The organism is Variovorax guangxiensis, from assembly GCF_003952165.1.
Lineage (GTDB): Bacteria > Pseudomonadota > Gammaproteobacteria > Burkholderiales > Burkholderiaceae_C > Variovorax > Variovorax guangxiensis.
In genome coordinates, this window is sequence record NZ_RXFT01000021.1 from 61,058 (window position 1) to 77,001 (window position 15,944).

19 protein-coding genes are annotated in these 15,944 nt (G+C 68.6%); 13 read left to right on the forward strand and 6 right to left on the reverse strand.

Going from position 1 to position 15,944, the window contains the following annotated elements:
• Positions 1–4: 4 nt before the first annotated feature.
• Positions 5–658 carry a TetR/AcrR family transcriptional regulator gene (locus EJP67_RS31180; RefSeq protein ID WP_126025581.1) on the reverse strand — a complete coding sequence of 218 codons (654 nt, stop codon included), beginning with the start codon at positions 656–658 and terminating at the stop codon, positions 5–7.
• 131 nt (positions 659–789) lie between these two features.
• Between EJP67_RS31180 and EJP67_RS31185 the strand changes: the two genes are divergently transcribed.
• The 5 genes from EJP67_RS31185 (at position 790) to EJP67_RS31205 (ending at position 4,165) form a co-directional block, all read left to right on the forward strand.
• Positions 790–1,227 (forward strand): VOC family protein, encoded by a 438-nt coding sequence (locus tag EJP67_RS31185; RefSeq protein WP_126025582.1) that lies wholly within the window; start codon positions 790–792, stop codon positions 1,225–1,227.
• A 40-nt stretch (positions 1,228–1,267) separates the two neighbouring features.
• Complete coding sequence (locus EJP67_RS31190; protein ID WP_126025583.1) at positions 1,268–1,795, forward strand: SRPBCC family protein; 528 nt, start codon at positions 1,268–1,270, stop codon at positions 1,793–1,795.
• Positions 1,796–1,813: 18 nt separating this feature from the next.
• Positions 1,814–2,233, forward strand: a complete 420-nt coding sequence (locus tag EJP67_RS31195; RefSeq protein WP_126025584.1) for a VOC family protein — start codon at positions 1,814–1,816, stop codon at positions 2,231–2,233.
• A 35-nt stretch (positions 2,234–2,268) separates the two neighbouring features.
• Positions 2,269–3,735: a DHA2 family efflux MFS transporter permease subunit gene (locus EJP67_RS31200; protein WP_126025585.1), complete on the forward strand. Its 1,467-nt coding sequence runs from the start codon at positions 2,269–2,271 to the stop codon at positions 3,733–3,735.
• Between the two features lie 70 nt (positions 3,736–3,805).
• The gene (locus tag EJP67_RS31205) at positions 3,806–4,165 is read left to right on the forward strand and encodes a DUF1428 domain-containing protein (protein ID WP_126025586.1); all 360 of its coding nucleotides are present in this window, start codon (positions 3,806–3,808) and stop codon (positions 4,163–4,165) included.
• A gap of 118 nt (positions 4,166–4,283) precedes the next feature.
• Here the strand turns inward: EJP67_RS31205 and EJP67_RS31210 are convergent, their stop codons facing one another.
• From EJP67_RS31210 to EJP67_RS31220, 3 genes are all read right to left on the reverse strand, one after another.
• Positions 4,284–5,042, reverse strand: coding sequence for a sulfite exporter TauE/SafE family protein (locus EJP67_RS31210; protein WP_126025587.1), 759 nt, complete (start codon positions 5,040–5,042; stop codon positions 4,284–4,286).
• A gap of 113 nt (positions 5,043–5,155) precedes the next feature.
• Positions 5,156–5,992 carry an intradiol ring-cleavage dioxygenase gene (locus EJP67_RS31215; RefSeq protein ID WP_126025588.1) on the reverse strand — a complete coding sequence of 279 codons (837 nt, stop codon included), beginning with the start codon at positions 5,990–5,992 and terminating at the stop codon, positions 5,156–5,158.
• A 189-nt stretch (positions 5,993–6,181) separates the two neighbouring features.
• Positions 6,182–6,883 carry a methyltransferase family protein gene (locus tag EJP67_RS31220; RefSeq protein ID WP_206169584.1) on the reverse strand — a complete coding sequence of 234 codons (702 nt, stop codon included), beginning with the start codon at positions 6,881–6,883 and terminating at the stop codon, positions 6,182–6,184.
• Between the two features lie 170 nt (positions 6,884–7,053).
• On the opposite strand from EJP67_RS31220, the gene EJP67_RS31225 reads away from it, so the two are divergent.
• From EJP67_RS31225 to EJP67_RS31240, 4 genes are all read left to right on the forward strand, one after another.
• A complete protein-coding gene (locus EJP67_RS31225) occupies positions 7,054–7,947 on the forward strand; it encodes an AraC family transcriptional regulator (protein WP_165909758.1) in 894 nt (297 codons plus the stop codon).
• A 101-nt stretch (positions 7,948–8,048) separates the two neighbouring features.
• Positions 8,049–8,714 (forward strand): AzlC family ABC transporter permease, encoded by a 666-nt coding sequence (locus EJP67_RS31230; RefSeq protein ID WP_206169585.1) that lies wholly within the window; start codon positions 8,049–8,051, stop codon positions 8,712–8,714.
• Complete coding sequence (locus EJP67_RS31235) at positions 8,711–9,034, forward strand: AzlD family protein (protein WP_126025591.1); 324 nt, start codon at positions 8,711–8,713, stop codon at positions 9,032–9,034. The genes EJP67_RS31230 and EJP67_RS31235 overlap by 4 nt, the downstream gene beginning before the upstream one ends.
• Positions 9,035–9,098: 64 nt before the next feature.
• Positions 9,099–9,563 carry a YbaK/EbsC family protein gene (locus EJP67_RS31240; protein ID WP_126025592.1) on the forward strand — a complete coding sequence of 155 codons (465 nt, stop codon included), beginning with the start codon at positions 9,099–9,101 and terminating at the stop codon, positions 9,561–9,563.
• A gap of 109 nt (positions 9,564–9,672) precedes the next feature.
• On the opposite strand, the gene EJP67_RS31245 is transcribed toward EJP67_RS31240, so the two are convergent.
• Positions 9,673–11,271: a glycosyltransferase family 39 protein gene (locus EJP67_RS31245; protein WP_126025593.1), complete on the reverse strand. Its 1,599-nt coding sequence runs from the start codon at positions 11,269–11,271 to the stop codon at positions 9,673–9,675.
• Positions 11,272–11,423: 152 nt separating this feature from the next.
• On the opposite strand from EJP67_RS31245, the gene EJP67_RS31250 reads away from it, so the two are divergent.
• Together EJP67_RS31250 and EJP67_RS31255 are read left to right on the forward strand one after the other, a co-directional pair.
• Complete coding sequence (locus tag EJP67_RS31250; RefSeq protein ID WP_126025594.1) at positions 11,424–12,353, forward strand: LysR family transcriptional regulator; 930 nt, start codon at positions 11,424–11,426, stop codon at positions 12,351–12,353.
• A gap of 132 nt (positions 12,354–12,485) precedes the next feature.
• Positions 12,486–12,959, forward strand: coding sequence for a DoxX family protein (locus EJP67_RS31255; protein ID WP_126025595.1), 474 nt, complete (start codon positions 12,486–12,488; stop codon positions 12,957–12,959).
• 12 nt (positions 12,960–12,971) lie between these two features.
• Here EJP67_RS31255 and EJP67_RS31260 read toward each other — a convergent pair whose 3' ends face one another.
• The gene (locus EJP67_RS31260) at positions 12,972–13,718 is read right to left on the reverse strand and encodes a Crp/Fnr family transcriptional regulator (RefSeq protein ID WP_126025596.1); all 747 of its coding nucleotides are present in this window, start codon (positions 13,716–13,718) and stop codon (positions 12,972–12,974) included.
• A 29-nt stretch (positions 13,719–13,747) separates the two neighbouring features.
• Here EJP67_RS31260 and EJP67_RS31265 point away from each other — a divergent pair, with 29 nt between their 5' ends.
• Positions 13,748–15,424, forward strand: coding sequence for an adenylate/guanylate cyclase domain-containing protein (locus tag EJP67_RS31265; protein WP_126025597.1), 1,677 nt, complete (start codon positions 13,748–13,750; stop codon positions 15,422–15,424).
• A 118-nt stretch (positions 15,425–15,542) separates the two neighbouring features.
• Complete coding sequence (locus EJP67_RS31270) at positions 15,543–15,932, forward strand: helicase SNF2 (protein WP_126025598.1); 390 nt, start codon at positions 15,543–15,545, stop codon at positions 15,930–15,932.
• The last annotated feature ends 12 nt before the right edge of the window (positions 15,933–15,944 follow it).

A 15,944-nucleotide genomic window follows, 5' to 3' on the forward strand; every position in this document is an offset into this window, starting at 1 on the left:
GGCTTCACAGGCCCCGCTCGACCATGTCGATCAGCTGCTGGCCCAGCTTGTAGGCCGCTTCGGGCGGGATCTCGCGCAGCGGCCCGTCGATGATGAGCAGCGCCAGCCCGTGCACCGCGCTCCACGCGCAGTACTCGGCGTTCGGGCGCCGCGCCGCATCGAGCACGCCGGCATCCACCAGCCGGTCGATGGCCTTGCCCAGCAGCTGGAACGGATCGAGCCCGCTCTCGCCGGCCTTGCCTGGGCCGAGTTCGCCGCGGCCCTCGTCGGAGATCACGAAGGCCGTGCGGAACAGGCCCGGCTCGGCCTGGGCGAAGCGCAGGTAGGCGGTGCCGATGGCGCGCACCTGCCCGCGCGCGAAGTCGGCGGGGGGCTGGTCGCAGGGCTGGGCCGCCAGTTCTTTTTCCATGGCCTGCGCCGCCGCGGCCAGCGCCGCCTCGCGCACCGCGAGCAGCAACTCCTGCCGGCTTTCGAAGTGCCGGTAGGCCGCGTTGGGCACCACGCCGACGCGCCGCGTGGCCTCGCGCAACACGACCGCGTCGGGACCGCCGTCGCGGGCCAGTTCGATGCCTGCTTCCAGCAGCGCCCGGCGCAGATCGCCGTGGCGATACGTGCTGCGGGCGGGCGGCAGGCTCTCGGGGACGTTGTTGAGCTTCATCGCTTCTCCATGTGGACACTGTCCATTATCTCTGCTATTCTTTGTGGACGGTGTACACAAAGTAATCCGATTGTTTGCGGCCCGAGACACCGGGGGCCTCCGAGTCACCTCTTCAGTCCAAAGGAATCGTCATGAAAGTCCAGTCGTATCTCTCATTCGAAGGCCGCTGCGACGAAGCGCTCGGCTTCTACAGGAAGGCGCTCGGCGCTGAAGTCACCCAGCTCATGCGCTACAAGGAAGCCCCCGCGGGCGCCCCTTCGGAGAACGCCGAAGCCGGCTGTGCCGGCGGCACGCCCGATGCCGAGAAAGTGATGCACGCGGTGTTCCGCATCGGCGAGACCGAGCTGATGGCCTCCGACGGCCGCTGCTCGGGCCAGCCGAAGTTCGAGGGCGTGATGCTCGCCCTCACCGCCAGCACCGACGCCGAAGCCGTCAAGTGGTTCGACGCGCTGGCCGAAGGCGGACAGGTCATGCAGCCGCTGATCCCGACCTTCTTCACCTCCAAGTTCGGCATGCTGACCGACCGCTTCGGCGTGGGCTGGCTGCTGGTCGTCGCACAGCCTGCCTGATCGCACCCGCCCGCGCCGCCAATCTCCCGGAAGCCCCGCCATGCTCAAGAAAATCGCCCTCGTCATCGTGCTCGCGATCGCCGCGCTGCTGATCTTCGCGGCCACCCGGCCCGACACTTTCCGCGTCGAGCGCACCGCGCGCATCGAGGCGCCGGCCGAGAAGATCTTTCCGCTGATCGACGACTTCCACCGCTGGGGCGCCTGGTCGCCCTACGAGAAGCTCGACCCCGCCATGAAGCGCAGCTTCGGCGGCAGCGCGAGCGGCAAGGGCGCGACCTATGCCTGGGAAGGCAACGACAAGGCCGGCGCGGGCCGCATGGAGATCGTCGAGTCGGCGCCTTCGTCGAAGGTCGCGATCAAGCTCGACTTCATCAAGCCCTTCGAAGGCCACAACACGGCCGAATTCACGCTGCAGCCCCAGGGCAATGCGACGCAGGTCACCTGGGCCATGTACGGCCCGAGCCCCTACGTCGCCAAGCTCATGGGCATCTTCTTCAACATGGACCAGATGATCGGCAAGGACTTCGAGACGGGCCTTGCCAACCTGAAGGCCGCCACCGAAAAGTAATTCCCGAAAGGAAAAATCATGCCCCACATCCACGCCTACCTCACCTTCGACGGCAACGCAGCCGAGGCCATGCGCTTCTACGAGAAGACGCTGGGCGGCACCATGCAGATGATGATGACCGTCGGCGAAGCGCCCGACACCGAGCAGTTCCCGCCCGAGGCGAAGAAGCGCATCATGCATGCCTCGCTCGCCTACGGCCAGGGCGTCCTCATGGCCTCCGACTCCATGCCCGGCCAGCCGTACGAAGGCATGAAGGGCTTCGGCGTCGCGCTGACCATCGAGACCGTGGCCGAGGCCCGCCGCGTGTTCGACGCCTTCGCCGAGGGCGGCCATGTCGGCATGCCCTTCGAGAAGACCTTCTGGGTCGAAGGCTTCGGCATGGTGACCGACCGCTTCGGCACTCCGTGGCTCATCAACGGCGGCAAGCCGCTGGTCTGAGCCGCTTTCTGTCCACTCCAAGAAACCCGCTTCCCATGACCAACCAACTCGACAGCCGCAAGCGCTGGCTCGCATTGATGGTGCTGTGCCTCGGCGTCCTGATGATCGTGCTCGACACCACCATCGTGAACGTCGCGCTGCCCTCGATCCGCACCGACCTTGGCTTCACCGAGACCTCGCTGGTCTGGGTGGTGAACGCCTACATGCTGACCTTCGGCGGCTTCCTGCTGCTGGGCGGCCGGCTGGGCGATCTGTACGGCCACCGCCGCGTGTTCCTCGCGGGCCTGGTGCTCTTCACGCTGGCGTCGCTGGCCTGCGGGGTCTCGACCTCGCAGGGCCTGCTGGTGGCGGCGCGCGCGGTGCAGGGCCTGGGCGGCGCGGTGGTGTCGGCCGTGTCGCTCTCGCTCATCATGAATCTCTTCACCGAGCCGGCCGACCGCGCAAAGGCGATGGGCGTGTACGGCTTCGTGTGCGCCGGCGGCGGCAGCATCGGCGTGCTGCTCGGCGGCCTGCTCACCAGCACGCTGAGCTGGCACTGGATCTTCCTGGTCAACCTGCCCATCGGCATCGCGGTGTATGCGCTGTGCGTGGCGCTGCTACCCAGCGCGCGCGGCCATGCGCACGGCGAGAAGCTCGACGTGGCCGGCGCCATCACCGTCACGCTGTCGCTGATGCTCGCGGTGTACGGCGTGGTCAACGGCAACGAGGCCGGCTGGGGCTCCACGCAGACGCTCGGCCTGCTGGGCGCGGCCGTGGTGCTGCTGGCGATCTTCATCGCCATCGAATCGCGCGTGCAGCATCCGCTGATGCCGCTGGGCCTGTTCAAGCTGCGCAGCGTGTCGGTGGCCAACGTGGTCGGCGTGCTGTGGGCCGCGGCCATGTTCGCGTGGTTCTTCATCTCGGCGCTCTACATGCAGCTGGTGCTGAACTACACGCCAATGCAGATCGGCCTGGCCTTCCTGCCGGCCAACATCATCATGGCGGTGTTCTCGCTGGGCCTGTCCGCGAAGATCGTGATGCGCTTCGGCATCCGCAAGCCGCTGGCCGCCGGGTTGTGGCTCGCGGCCATCGGGCTGGCGCTGTTCGCGCGCGCGCCGGTCAACGGCAGCTTCGTGCTCGACGTGCTGCCCGGCATGATGCTGCTGGGCCTGGGCGCGGGCATGGCCTTCAACCCGGTGCTGCTGGCCGCGATGAGCGAGGTGAGCCCTGCCGACTCGGGCCTGGCCTCGGGCGTGGTCAACACCTCCTTCATGATGGGCGGCGCGCTGGGCCTGGCCGTGCTGGCGAGCGCCGCAGCGGCGCGCACCGCGTCGATGGAAGCCGCCGGCGCGCAGATGCCGCTGGCGCTCACCGGCGGCTACAACCTCGCGTTCCTCGTCGGCGCCGTGTTCGCGGCGGTGGCGGGTCTGCTCGGTGCCTTGCTGCTTCGCTCCGCCATGCCGGGGCAGATGCAGAACAACGAAGAAACAGCGGCACCCCAGGGAACGGCGGCATCGCAATGAGCGGCAACGTGCCATGCAGCCGCCGGTCTTCTTTCTTCAACGGTTCCACAGACTCTTCAGGAGAACAAACATGGCTCGCTATGTAGACGGCTTCATCATCGCCATCCCCACGGCCAACGTCGAGGCCTACCGCAAGCTGGCGCGCAAGGCCGGCAAGGTGTGGATGGAGTACGGCGCGCTCGAATACGTGGAGTGCATCGCCGACGACGTGAAGCCGGGCAAGCTCACTTCATTTCCGCAGAGCGTGAAGCAGAAGCCCGACGAGACCGTCGCTTTCTCGTGGATCGTCTACAAGTCGCGCAAGCACCGCGACACGGTCAACGCGAAGGTGATGGCAGACCCGCGCATCGCCGGTATGGACCCCAAGTCCATGCCCTTCGACGGCAAGCGCATGATCTTCGGCGGGTTCAAATCCATCGTCGAGTTCTAGGCTCGCCCCCAGGCTTCGCGCACTTCGTGTCGCTACGCCACCCCCTACCGGGGGCAACACCTGCGGCCCGGCAAAGCCGGTTCCGCGGTGTTCGCAAAAAGGCCTCGCTTCGCCGGCCTCAGGCCAGGAAGCCGTCATAGACGAGCTTGAGGCCGGTCAGAAACATCCCGAGATAGACGAAGCGATAGAACCACGTCGCATCGATGCGCCGCGCGATGCGGATGCCGACCCACACGCCGAAGGGCGCGATCGGCATCAGCACCAGCGAGGTGGCCAGCGTGCGGAAGTCGAGCAGGCCGAGCCACGCGTAGGGAATCCACTTGCTGAGATTCACCACGAAGAAGAAGTAGGCCATGGTGGCCGTGAAGATCACCGGCGAGAGCCGCAGCGGAATCACGTAGGCGTTGATCGGCGGCCCGCCCGCGTGGGCGATGAAGCTGGTGAAGCCCGACACCGTGGTCAGCACCGCGCCGACGCCGCGCGAGGGCAGCGGATCGTCGGGCTTCGGCGGAAACAGCAGGCGCTGCGCCAGAAAGAGCAGCGTGAACACGCCGACGATGCCCGCCACAGTGTGTGCCGAGAGCATGCGAAACAGCAGCGTGCCGATCACCGTGCCCAGCAGCCCGAACGGAATCAGGAACTTCAGCAGCGAGCGGTCGAAGTCGCGCCGGAACGCGGCAAGGCCCAGCACGTCCATCAGCAGCAACAGCGGCATCAGGATCGCCGCCGCCTGCGGCACGGTGACGGCCAGCGCCATCATCGGCACCGCCAGCGAGCCGAAGCCCGCGCCGAAGCCGCTCTTGCTGATGCCGAGCAGGAGCACGGCGGGAATGGCGACCGCATAGAAGTACGGGTCGGTGATCAGGGGAAAAGCCATGGAGGGAGGAAGCAGCCGCACAAGCCCCGCCATCGCGGCGGGCCTGCCGAGCGTAGCAGGACGGTGCCGGCCGCGCCCGCCAGGGGACTACTCCGTCCGCTGCAGAACAGCCGCTATCCCTGCTTCAGCGGATTGAGCACGAAGTCGAAGTCGAGCCGCCAGCGGCCGTTGTCCTGCTTCGTCCAAGGCGCGACCAGCGACTGGCGCACCGCGAACACGGCGTCCGAGTCGAGGTACTCGTCGCCCTCGCGGAACACGTGCGTGATGAGCCGCTCGTAGCCCGGCGCCTCGATCTTGAAATGCAGGTGCGCGGGCCGCCACGGATGGCGCTTCGTCGCGCGCAGCAGGTCGCCCACCGGCCCGTCGACCGGGATCGGGTACGCCACCGCCACCACGCTGCGGAAGTGCAGCGAGCCGTCGGGCCCCGTGCGCAGCGTGCCCCGGTTCTCCGCGTGGTCGAGCCCCGCGTGCTGCACGTCGTAGTGCCCGCCCGCATCGGCCTGCCAAACATCGACGACCGCATTCGCCACTGGCTCGCCGTCGAGACCGCGCACCGTGGCGAACACGTCGCAGGGCTCGCCCTCGGCGCCGTTGGCCACGTCGTCGCCATGCTCGTACTCGGGCGCGCCATCGAAATAGAAGGGGCCGAACACGGTGGCCTCCGTGCAGCCGGCCGGCTTGTCGTTGTTCATCGCGATGGTGAGCATCGAGAGCCCCAGCACGTCCGACAGCAGGATGAATTCCTGCCGCTTGTCGTCGCACTTCCGGCCGGTGGCCGTAAGGTACTGGATGCCCTGGAACCACTCGTCCTCGGTGAGCTTCACCTCGCGCGCGAAGGCGTGCAGGTGCTGCACCAGGCTGGTCAGGATCTCGCGCAGGCGCGGGTCGGGCGTGTCGGCGAAGCGCGCGAGCACGGCCTGCGTGATGTTGTCCTGGTTGAGGTTGCGCATCGTGGCTGTCTCCAAGTTGTCCGGTCGAACTTCGACTTCGCCAGACTGTAGGCCGCTCTCCGCGCCGGTTGAAGCACCCCGGGCGCAAATGATTTTTCCGTGCAGCGGAAAGGTCGCTCGCCCTGTGGCAGCGTTCCGTCTGCGGCTGGCTGGCTATCGGGGAGACGCGCTCACCGCTTCCGGCCGCTGTCACCACAGGCCGGGGAGCAACCTCCAGCGCACGCGACCGGCATAGTCCGCGTAACCGGAAAGCTCTGCCTGCAACAGGCGATCTTCCCAGGAGGTTCGCAGTACCAGCAACGCCGAAGCGAGCGCGGCGGGCAGGAGCGCCCACAGCGAGCCCAGCGCGAGCGCCATGCCGAAGAACAGTGCGAGCGCCGCGGCATAACCCGGATGCCGGATGAACCGGTAAGGCCCCACATCGATCACGCACTGATGGCGCTCCGACTGGATTCGAACGCCGGGCTCGAAGAAAGGATTCACGGCCTGTGCCCAAGCGGTCATTGCGATCCCGGCGAGCAACGCGACGTGCCCCACCACCATGACCCAGGCCGGCACTGGTGACCACTGATAGCGCCCGGCATCGAGCGCCGCGACGGGAAGAATCGCCACCATCGCGGGCAGGATGACCGCAAGCAGCGCCTTGTCCCAGTCTTTCGTCCCCGGCTGGAAGCGACTGCGTGCACGATAGATCATCGGGTTGACTCGCGCGAGCACCAGTGCCGAGACACCGAACCCAAGAAGCAGCACTGCAAGGAACACCCACCCAGGTCGCCAGCCGATGGAGCCTGCGGGCAGGAAGATCAGGACGAGCAAGGCCAGCGGCAGGCCGATCGCATAGGCGATCGCTGCAGGCGGTGAGATCGATGGCGGTTGCCTGGGGGCTTCCATGACTGGTGCTCCTTCCGGGGTCATCCGATCTGGCGCGCTTCTTCGCCATTGCGCTGCCGCGCGCGAGCCGATGACGTGCGTTGCGGGTCTCGATGATGTGGTCATCATGCCGGATCAGGCATGTCAATTTTCTTCAAGACAGGCGTTTCCTGCGCTGCAAGAATGGCTTCATGCGAGAAGACGGACACCGTGAAGAAGCACTCGGGCCTGATGCCCCCCGATCCCGCAACGCGCTGCGGGACGACGCACGCTTCTTCACCTCGGGGTGCATGACAGGCGAGGAACGGGTGGACTGCCTGACCGCAACCTTCAGGAAGCACCGCTATGCCCTGCATGCGCACGAGACTTTCGTGATCGGAGCGATCACCTCGGGCTGTGGCACCTTGTGGCTTCAAGGTACGCGGCATCGCGCCAGCCCGGGAGACCTGACGCTGCTCAACCCGGAAGACGTGCACGACGGGACGCCCCATGACGACACGGGCTACAGCTACCGGGTGACCTACCCTTCCGCGTCGCTCGTTCAGCGCCTGGCGGCCGAGATCACCGGCCATGAAGTCCAGCCGCATTTCCGGTGCCGGGTGATCCGGGACCCCGCCGCGGCCACTCGCCTGGTGGCCGCGCACCTGGCACTGGAGACCTCCGGTTGGTCGCTGGGCACGGAGGAAGCGCTGCTGCTGGCCTATGCCTGCTGCCTCGAGCGACACGCCGAGCGCTTCCGCCCCGAGGCCCCGCGAGGCCGGGAGCAGCAGCGAGTGTCCAGGGTCAAGTCGATGCTGGAAGATCAAGCCACGTCGAGCGACGTGTGCCTGGCCGACCTCGCCGGCGAAGTCGGCGTGAGCCGGTTCCACCTGATCCGCATGTTCCGCAATGAAGCGGGAACCACACCGCACGCCTATCTGGTCGGCCGCCGCATCGAGGCGGCAAAGCGCCGCCTGCGCCGGGGAGAAGCGCCGATCGCCGTGGCGTCGGCAACCGGCTTTGCGGACCAGGCCCACCTGACACGCGTCTTCAAGGCCAGGGTCGGCGTGACGCCCGGTGCCTACAGGGACGGGGTGTCGAAATGAGGCCGTGCGAAGGCCCCGCCTCATCCGCGGCTCCGCCGGATCGCCGACCCTCCTCGCTCGCCACAGCCGCCGAAGGCGCAAGGGACATCCTGCCTGCGGTGATGGTCGCGGTTCCGATCGGCCTGCTGCTCGGAGCCCTGTGCAGGTCCAAGGGCATCCACGCCGCGGAGGCCGGATGGATGTCACTGCTCGTCAACGCGGGCGCATCGCAGTTCGCGGCGGTCCAGCTGTGGGCGAACGACGGGCCGAGGCTCGGGCCGATCCTGCTGTCCACCTTGCTGATCAATGTGCGCCACGCGCTGATGAGCCTGACCCTCGTTCCGAAGCTCGCGAAGGCCGGCATGACGCGCCTGCGCATGTGCGTGGCGCTGGCCTTGCTCACCGATCCGACATGGGGATTCGCAGAGCAGCGTGCGCGCGCGGGCCTGCCGGTCACCTGGTCCTACTGGATGGGCCTGGCGCTCGTCTTCACGGCCGCGTGGGCTGGTGCGACCATGGCCGGCGCGTGGCTGGGCGCCTATCTCGGCGATCCCCGGCAGATCGGCGCGGACTTCGCGCTGGCGGCCTTGTTCATCGGCATGACGGCCAGGTTCTGGATGGGGTGGCGGCGCACCGGTTTTGCCATCGCCGCCAGCGGCCTGTCGTCGGCGGCCGTGTTCCACACCCTGGGTGCGCCGTGGCACGTGATGGCCGGCGCCATGGCCGGCATCGCGGTGGCCTACTTCGCGGCGCGGCCGGAGCAAGCACAGGAGCCGCAGCCCGCATGACGTTCCACGCGACAACCCTCGAGGCGATCGCGGCGATGGCCATCGTCACCTATCTCACCCGGGTCGCCGGCATGCTGTTGGTGCGCGGGGATCGGTTCGCCGTCCGCGGCCGCGCGAAAGCAGCCCTGGATGCCATACCGCCCGTCATGTTCGTCACGATCATCGCGCCGACCCTGCTGGTCACCGGCTGGCCGGAAACGCTGGCGGGCCTGCTGGCGGCGGTGGCCTCGGTCCGCCTTCCGCTTCTCGGAACGATCCTGGTGGGCGTCGTTGCTGTGGCCGTGCTGCGTCTTGGCCTCGGCATGGCAGGTGCGCCATGAGTGTCCGCGAGTACGGCAACAACGGCTCGGATCGGCTTCCCGGTTCCTCGATACCCTGGATGCGATGAGCCCGGCCATACATTCCTTCCTGACGTCGAGCGATGCGATCTTCGAAGTGCACGACCACGACGCCGTGGTGAGCTTCGCTGAAGCGCAGCGCCTGCTTCCCTTCGATCCCGACGCGATGGTCAAGAGCCTGGCCTTCCGCCTGCCGGGTGATCGCTACGCGATCGCCGCCATGCGGGCGGCCGAACGCGCGGACTACAAGAAGATCGCCGATGCACTTGGCGTGAGGAGAGCGGATCTCCACATGGCAACGGACATGGAACTGGCACAGTTCCTCGCGATGGTCCCGGGAGGCGTCGTACCCTTGCCGATCAACGGGGCACGGGTAGTCGTCGATTCGGGAGTGACGGCAATGGAAACGATCTATTGCGGCACGGGGCGGAACGATTCGACCCTGCAGATTCGCAGTGCCGAACTTGTCCGGGTAAGTCGCTGTGCGCTGCACGACCTCGTCAAGCGGTGATCGCCCGCATTTGCCGGACTGAGTCCAGCATTGCCGGTCGCGGCTCTTCGTTTGATCGCCAGAGTCAACGGGTCGGCCGCGTCTGAGCCCAAGAGATTCCTCGCAGCCATCAGGGCGCAGCCGCCGGCAGGCAGCCCCGCAGCTCTTCCTGCACATCGCTGCCCGGCAGGATGCCCCAGCGCACCCGCACGCTGCGCGCATCGTCCTCGCCCGCCCAGGACAGGCGCAGGCTGCCGGAGCAGCTGGCGGTGGCCAGCAGCGGCTCCAGCAGCGCGCCCTCGGAGCGGAACTCCGGCGTGTCGAGGATCAGCACCATGCCGCCCTCGCGCGCCAGTGCATCGGGCGGCAGCCATGGCGAGGTGCGCGGATCGCCGTCGATCAGCAGCTGTACGTCCGGGTCCATGTGCAGCACCACCGCGCCGGTGAACCAGGTGTCGCCCACCATCAGCCGCAGCGGACGGTCGCCGGCGCGCTCATGCCACACGGCCTGAACGGCTTCGGCGATCTGCCCCGATGGCAGGTTGGCGCGGGTGATGTAGCCATGGCGCGCGCTCCAGACGCCATCGACCCAGGCCTGGCCGAACGATCCGGCGATGTGGAGGATGGCAGCCACAGTCAGCGTGCCGACCCATCGGCGGCGCGTCCAGCGGTCGGCTTCGAGGCCCGGCACCACCATCACGGCCCACACGGCGACCGGCAGGAAGAAGGTGCTGAGCCACGAGGCCACCAGCCGCATGTGGAGCAGCACCGACATCGCCAGCACCAGGCACAGCGGCCCGAAGGTGGCCCAGGCGAGGAAGCGGCGGTCGAAGCCGCCTTGCGGCGTCTTCTCCTGCGCCGTGCCGCGCTCGCGCGTGAACCACGCCCACGCGACGAACAGCAGCATCGGCGACAGGCGAGCGACCTGCACCAGCAGGATGCGAAGCGGCCACGGGTGCACATGCTTCAGCAGCGGCCCCGACGGATGCACCGAATGCCGCGCATAGCCGATGGTCTGGTCGCCGTGCTGCAACAGCCATGCGAGATGCGGCGCCATGAGCAGCAGCGCCACGCCGCCTGCGCGCAGCAGGTCGCGGCGCACGCGCGCGTCTCGCCACGATCCCTCGCGCAGGATGAAGCCCGCGCCCACCGCGAACTGCACCAGCGCGCTGTACTTGGTGAGCATCGACAGCGCCGCGAACACGCCGAGCCAGAGCCAATCGAAGCGGCCGCCTGCCGAAGGCCTGCGCAGCACGCGCCACAGCATCCACCAGTAGCCCGCCATCGGCAGCAGCTGCACGGTGTTGTGGTTGAAGATGGTGGCGCGCTGCACGTGGTAGGTCACCAGCGAGCCGAGCAGCACCGCGAGCGCCGCCCGCATCGGCGGCATCATGCCCAGCGACCAGCGCCACATGATGTAGAGAGCGCCCACGCCGCAGCCCACGCCAGCGGCATAGGTCAGCCAGGGCTGGCGGCCGGCCAGCAAGACAGGCAGGCCCATCAGCCAGCTCGGCAGCGGCGGGTGTTTGTAGTAGCCCCATTGCATGCTGCCGCCCCAGAAGAGCTCCTCGACGTTGTCCCAGGGCGGCGTCTCGTAGAACGTTGCCATGGGCAGCGTCCACAGCACCACCAGCGCCAGCAACGCGACGACGACCGCGCCATTCAGGGAAAGATGCCGCGCGAACGCGGGCGTCGGACGGGTGCCGGGAGGGATCAGCCAGGAATTCATTGCCTCCCTTTGTAAAGCTGCAGTCCTAACGGCACCTGACCAACCCGCCATCCCCTGCGCTCCCCGGCACATAGAATCGCCAGCCTGCCTGCAGGCGTCCGGGCCCCGGTTCAGCCCAGGATCGGCCCGCAAGTCTCGGAGACACACAACCCATGGACCGCTGGACCGAAATCGCCCTGCTCGTGCAGATCGCCGATGCCGGCAGCCTGAGCCGCGCCGCCGAGGCGCTGGGCCTCTCGAACGCCGCCGCCAGCCGCCACCTGAGCGCGCTCGAGGCACGGCTGGGCGCGCGGCTGGTCGAGCGCAACACGCGCCGGCTGTACCTCACCGACACCGGCCGCGAGTTCTGCGGCCGCGCCCGCACCATCCTGGCCGACCTGTCGGACGCCGAATCGGCGGTGAACGCCACCGCGCTCAACCCCACGGGCACGCTGCGCGTCACGGCCTCGCTATCGTTCTCCATCCACCACATCGCGCCCCTGCTGCGCGAGTACACCGACCGCTACCCCGGCGTGACGGTGCACGTGGAGGCGGCCAACCGCTACTTCGACCTGATCGACAACAACATCGACGTGGCGATCCGTACCCGCGAGTTCGAGCCCGACTCCAACGTCACCATCCGCCGGCTCGGCGAGACGCGGCGCATCCTCGCGGCCTCGCCGCGCTACTTCGCGCAGCACGGCTTTCCGAAGACGCTGGACGAGCTGAAGCGGCACAAGCTGCTGATCTACACCCATGCCAACAACCCGAACGAGCTGCGCTTTCGCCGCGGGAAGGAGACGCACACGGTGTCGGTCACGGGCCTGCTGGAGTCGAACGACGGCCAGGTGCTGCGCGCGGCCGCGCTCGACGGCATGGGCATCCTGGTGCAGCCCACCTACATCGTCTACGACGACATCGTGGCCGGCCGGCTGGTGCCCACGCTGGACGACTGGGACCTGCCGCACCTGACGATCAACCTGGCCTACCCGAGCCGCAAGCACCTGTCGGCCAAGGTGCGCAGCTTCATCGACTTCATGGCAGCCCACTTCCGCAAGATGGACTACGAGCGCAAGTGGACGGCGCACTTCGGCCCCCACTGACCCCGCCCCGGCGGCCTTTCGCCAAAACATGTGCGTAAACGCACATTCCGCATTTCCACAGCCCCGCACACTGGAACCGCAACCGTCGCATTCCGCGGCGGACCCACCGTTTCCACCCTGCAAGGATCTGCCATGAACACCCAGGCCACCGCCGCCAATACCCCGCGTGCGCCGATCGCGTCGCCGCTGTCCGCCCTCTCCCCCTCCACGCTGGACGATTCCGGCAAGCTGCTGATCCGCGTGGCGGTCGGCTTCCTGGTGCTGCTGCATGGCATCTTCAAGATCTCGGCCGGCGTGGGCTTCATCGCCGGCATGCTGGCCAAGGCCGGCCTGCCGGGCGGCATCGCCTACCTGGTGTACGTCGGCGAGATCGTCGCGCCGTTGCTGATGATCGCGGGCCTCTACACCCGCGCCGCCGCCGGCGTGGTGGTCATCAACATGCTGGTGGCCTTCGGCCTCGTGCACATGGCCGATTTCTTCGCGCTGACCAAGCAGGGCGGCTGGGCGCTGGAACTGCAGGGCCTGTACCTGTTCGGCGCGCTGACCGTGGTGCTGCTGGGCGCTGGCCGCTTCTCGCTGGGCGGCACCAAGGGCCGCTGGAACTGATCGCCTTCCGGCTCAGCCGGCGTCGCCACGTACCTGCGAGACCATCGCCTCCAGGCGGGCCACGTCGGCGACCAGAAGGGCCTTGTCGTCCTTGCGCAGCACGCCGCTGCGCGCCAGCACGTTGAGTTCGCGGGTCACCTGCTCGCGGTTGGTGCTGATCTGGCTGGCCAGCGCCGCGTGCTTGGGCGCCGGGTCGAGCCGGGCCTGATTGCCCTCCACGCCGGCGGCGCGGGCCAGGCGCAGCAGCTCGGCATGCAGCCGGTTCTGCACGCCCAGGGTGCTCAGGTCGATCACCCGCTCCGAGAGCTGCCGCACCAGCGTCGCCAGCCGCAGCATCACCCGGCCGGCCACCAGGGGCTCGTCGCGCAGCAGGGCCATGAAGGAAGCGCGGTCGAGGCTGGCGACCACGCTGGGCTCCAGCGTGACCACGTCGGCGGAGCGCGGGCCGCCGTCGATGGCGGAGATGTCGCCGAAGTGCTCGCCCGCTTCGGAGTCGCGGAAGGTCACCTGGCGGCCGTTGGCCGAGTAGGTCGTCACCCGCACACGGCCCGAGACCAGCAGGAACACCTCGCCCTGCTGCTCGGCGCGCAGCAACAGGGGCTTGCCGGCCTCCACGCTGTGCCACAGGCATTGCTGGGCCAGCAGGTCCAGCCGCTGGTCGGAAAGGCCTTCGAGCAGCGCGATCTGGCGCAGCGCGAGGCTGGAGCGGGGGGTAGGTTCGGGTTTGGCCATGCCGGGGGACGGTAGGGGCGCGCGCATTATGCTCGGGTGCCGCTTCGAACCCGTTCATGGACAGACATTCCCCCAAAGCCGTTGCTGCCGACACCTTTTCGCTGAGACCGCCCACACGGCGCAATCTCCGCTGGGCGAGCGGGCTGGTGCTGATGGCCTACGTCACGGCGCACCTGCTGAACCATTCGCTGGGCATCTATTCCTTTGCCGCCGCCGAGACCGTGCTGCGCGGCGTGCAGGCCTTCTGGCACACCCTGGCGGGCACCGCGCTGCTGTATGGCGCGGCCGCCACGCACCTGGCGCTGGCGGTGGTCGCCCTGTGGGAGCGGCGCACGCTGCGCATGCCCCCGCTCGAAGGCCTGCGCGTGGCGCTGGGCTTCGCACTGCCGCTGCTGCTGGCCACGCACCTCACGGCCATGCGCGGCGCCTACCTGGCCTACGGCATCGAGGGCTCGTATGCCCGCGTGGTCTGGGGCCTCTGGGACTGGCAGGGCGCGGCAGCACAGCTGCTGATGATGCTGGCCGCCTGGACGCACGGCTGCCTGGGCCTGCACTTCGCGCTGCGGGCCAAGCCGGTGTGGAGGCGCTTCTCGCACCTGTTGCTGGCCGTCGCGGTGGTACTTCCGCTGACCGCCGCGATGGGCTTCGTCTCGATGGGGCGCGAGTTCCAGTGGACCGGCGTGCCGCCGACCGCCCTCCCCACGGCCGAACAGGGCAAGGCGCTGGGCGCGGCCGAGAACGCGATCAAGTGGGGCTACGGGCTGGCGCTGGTCGCCCTGCTGGCAGCGCGCTGGGGCCGCAACGGCCTCGCGCGCTGGTCGCGCCAGCCGCAGGTGGCGCTGCGCTACCCGGGCCGCACGGTGCATGTTCCGCATGGCTGGAGCGTGCTGGAGGCGAGCCGCTCCCACGGCATCGACCATGTGTCGATCTGCGGCGGACGGGCGCGCTGCTCCACCTGCCGCGTGCGCGTGGCCGGCCCTGCCGACCACATCGGCGAGCCGGGCCGCGACGAGCGGCGCACGCTCGAGCGGGTGCGCGCGCCGGCCGACGTGCGGCTGGCCTGCCAGCTGCGCCCGCGCGGCGACATCGAGGTCACGCCGCTGTTCGCGCCGCTGCCCAACGAGGGCCGGCCCGCGCCGGTCGGCAGCTTCGGGCGCGAGCGCGACGTGGCCATCCTCTTCGTCGACCTGCGGCGCTGGTCGGGCCTGTCGGAGCGGCAGTGGCCCTTCGACCTCGCCTACGTGCTCGACCGCTACTTCGCCACCGTGGGCGCGGCCGTGCGCGAAAGCGGCGGCGTGCCCAACCAGTTCATCGGCGACAGCGTGATGGCGATCTTCGGCCTCGACTGCGACCTGCCCACCGCGTGCAGGCAGGCATTGCGCGCCACCGAGCTGATCGGGCAGCGCATGGACGCATGGAGCGAAGGCTTCGAGGCGCAGTTCGGCCAGCGGCTGGAGTTCGGCATGGGCCTGCACGCGGGCCGCGCGGCTGTCGGCGAAGTGGGCTACCTGGAGACCACAACCTTCACCGCCATCGGCGAAGTGGTCAACACCGCGAGCCGGTTGCAGGATCATTCGAAGACCGCGGCGTCACGCCTCGTGGTGTCGCTGTTCGCGGCCGAGAAGGCCGGTGTCGCGCACGCCATGGGCGCGGCCGAAACGCTCACGGTGCGCGGCCGCTCCGAGCCGCTGGCGGTGCTATACGGACAGCACACGGCAGCCGTCCCTGTCTGACCAATCGCTGAAAGCGGTGCGCAAACGCACAGCGCCGGCCGCGATGCGGTTTCACACTGCATCCCGTGGCAACGACGAATGTCCGCCGCCCACACCAGTCAGCAAAGGGACTCGCATCATGAACACCAAGCAACGCATCGCCGCTCTCTCCGCCATCGCATTCGCCATGCTCGGCGCAGCGGGCGCGGTCCACGCCGAAACCTATGAAGGCGTGCATCCGATCACCTCGTCCGTCAGCCGTGCAGACGTACGTGCCGAAGCCGTGGCTGCCGCGCGCGCCGACAACCCCTACGCCGATGGCGCCAGCGCCGGTCCCGCTCCGGTGATCGCCTCGTCGGCCAGCCGCGCCGCTGTGCGCGCCGAAGCTGTCGCCGCCGCGCACAACGACAACCCGTACGCCGAAGCCGCTTCGTCGGGCGTGGCCCCGATGGTGGCCAGCACGGTCGACCGTGCCACCGTGCGTGCGGCAGCACGCGCTGCAGCCCGCGGCGACGCACTGCCGCTCTGATCGGCCCAAATC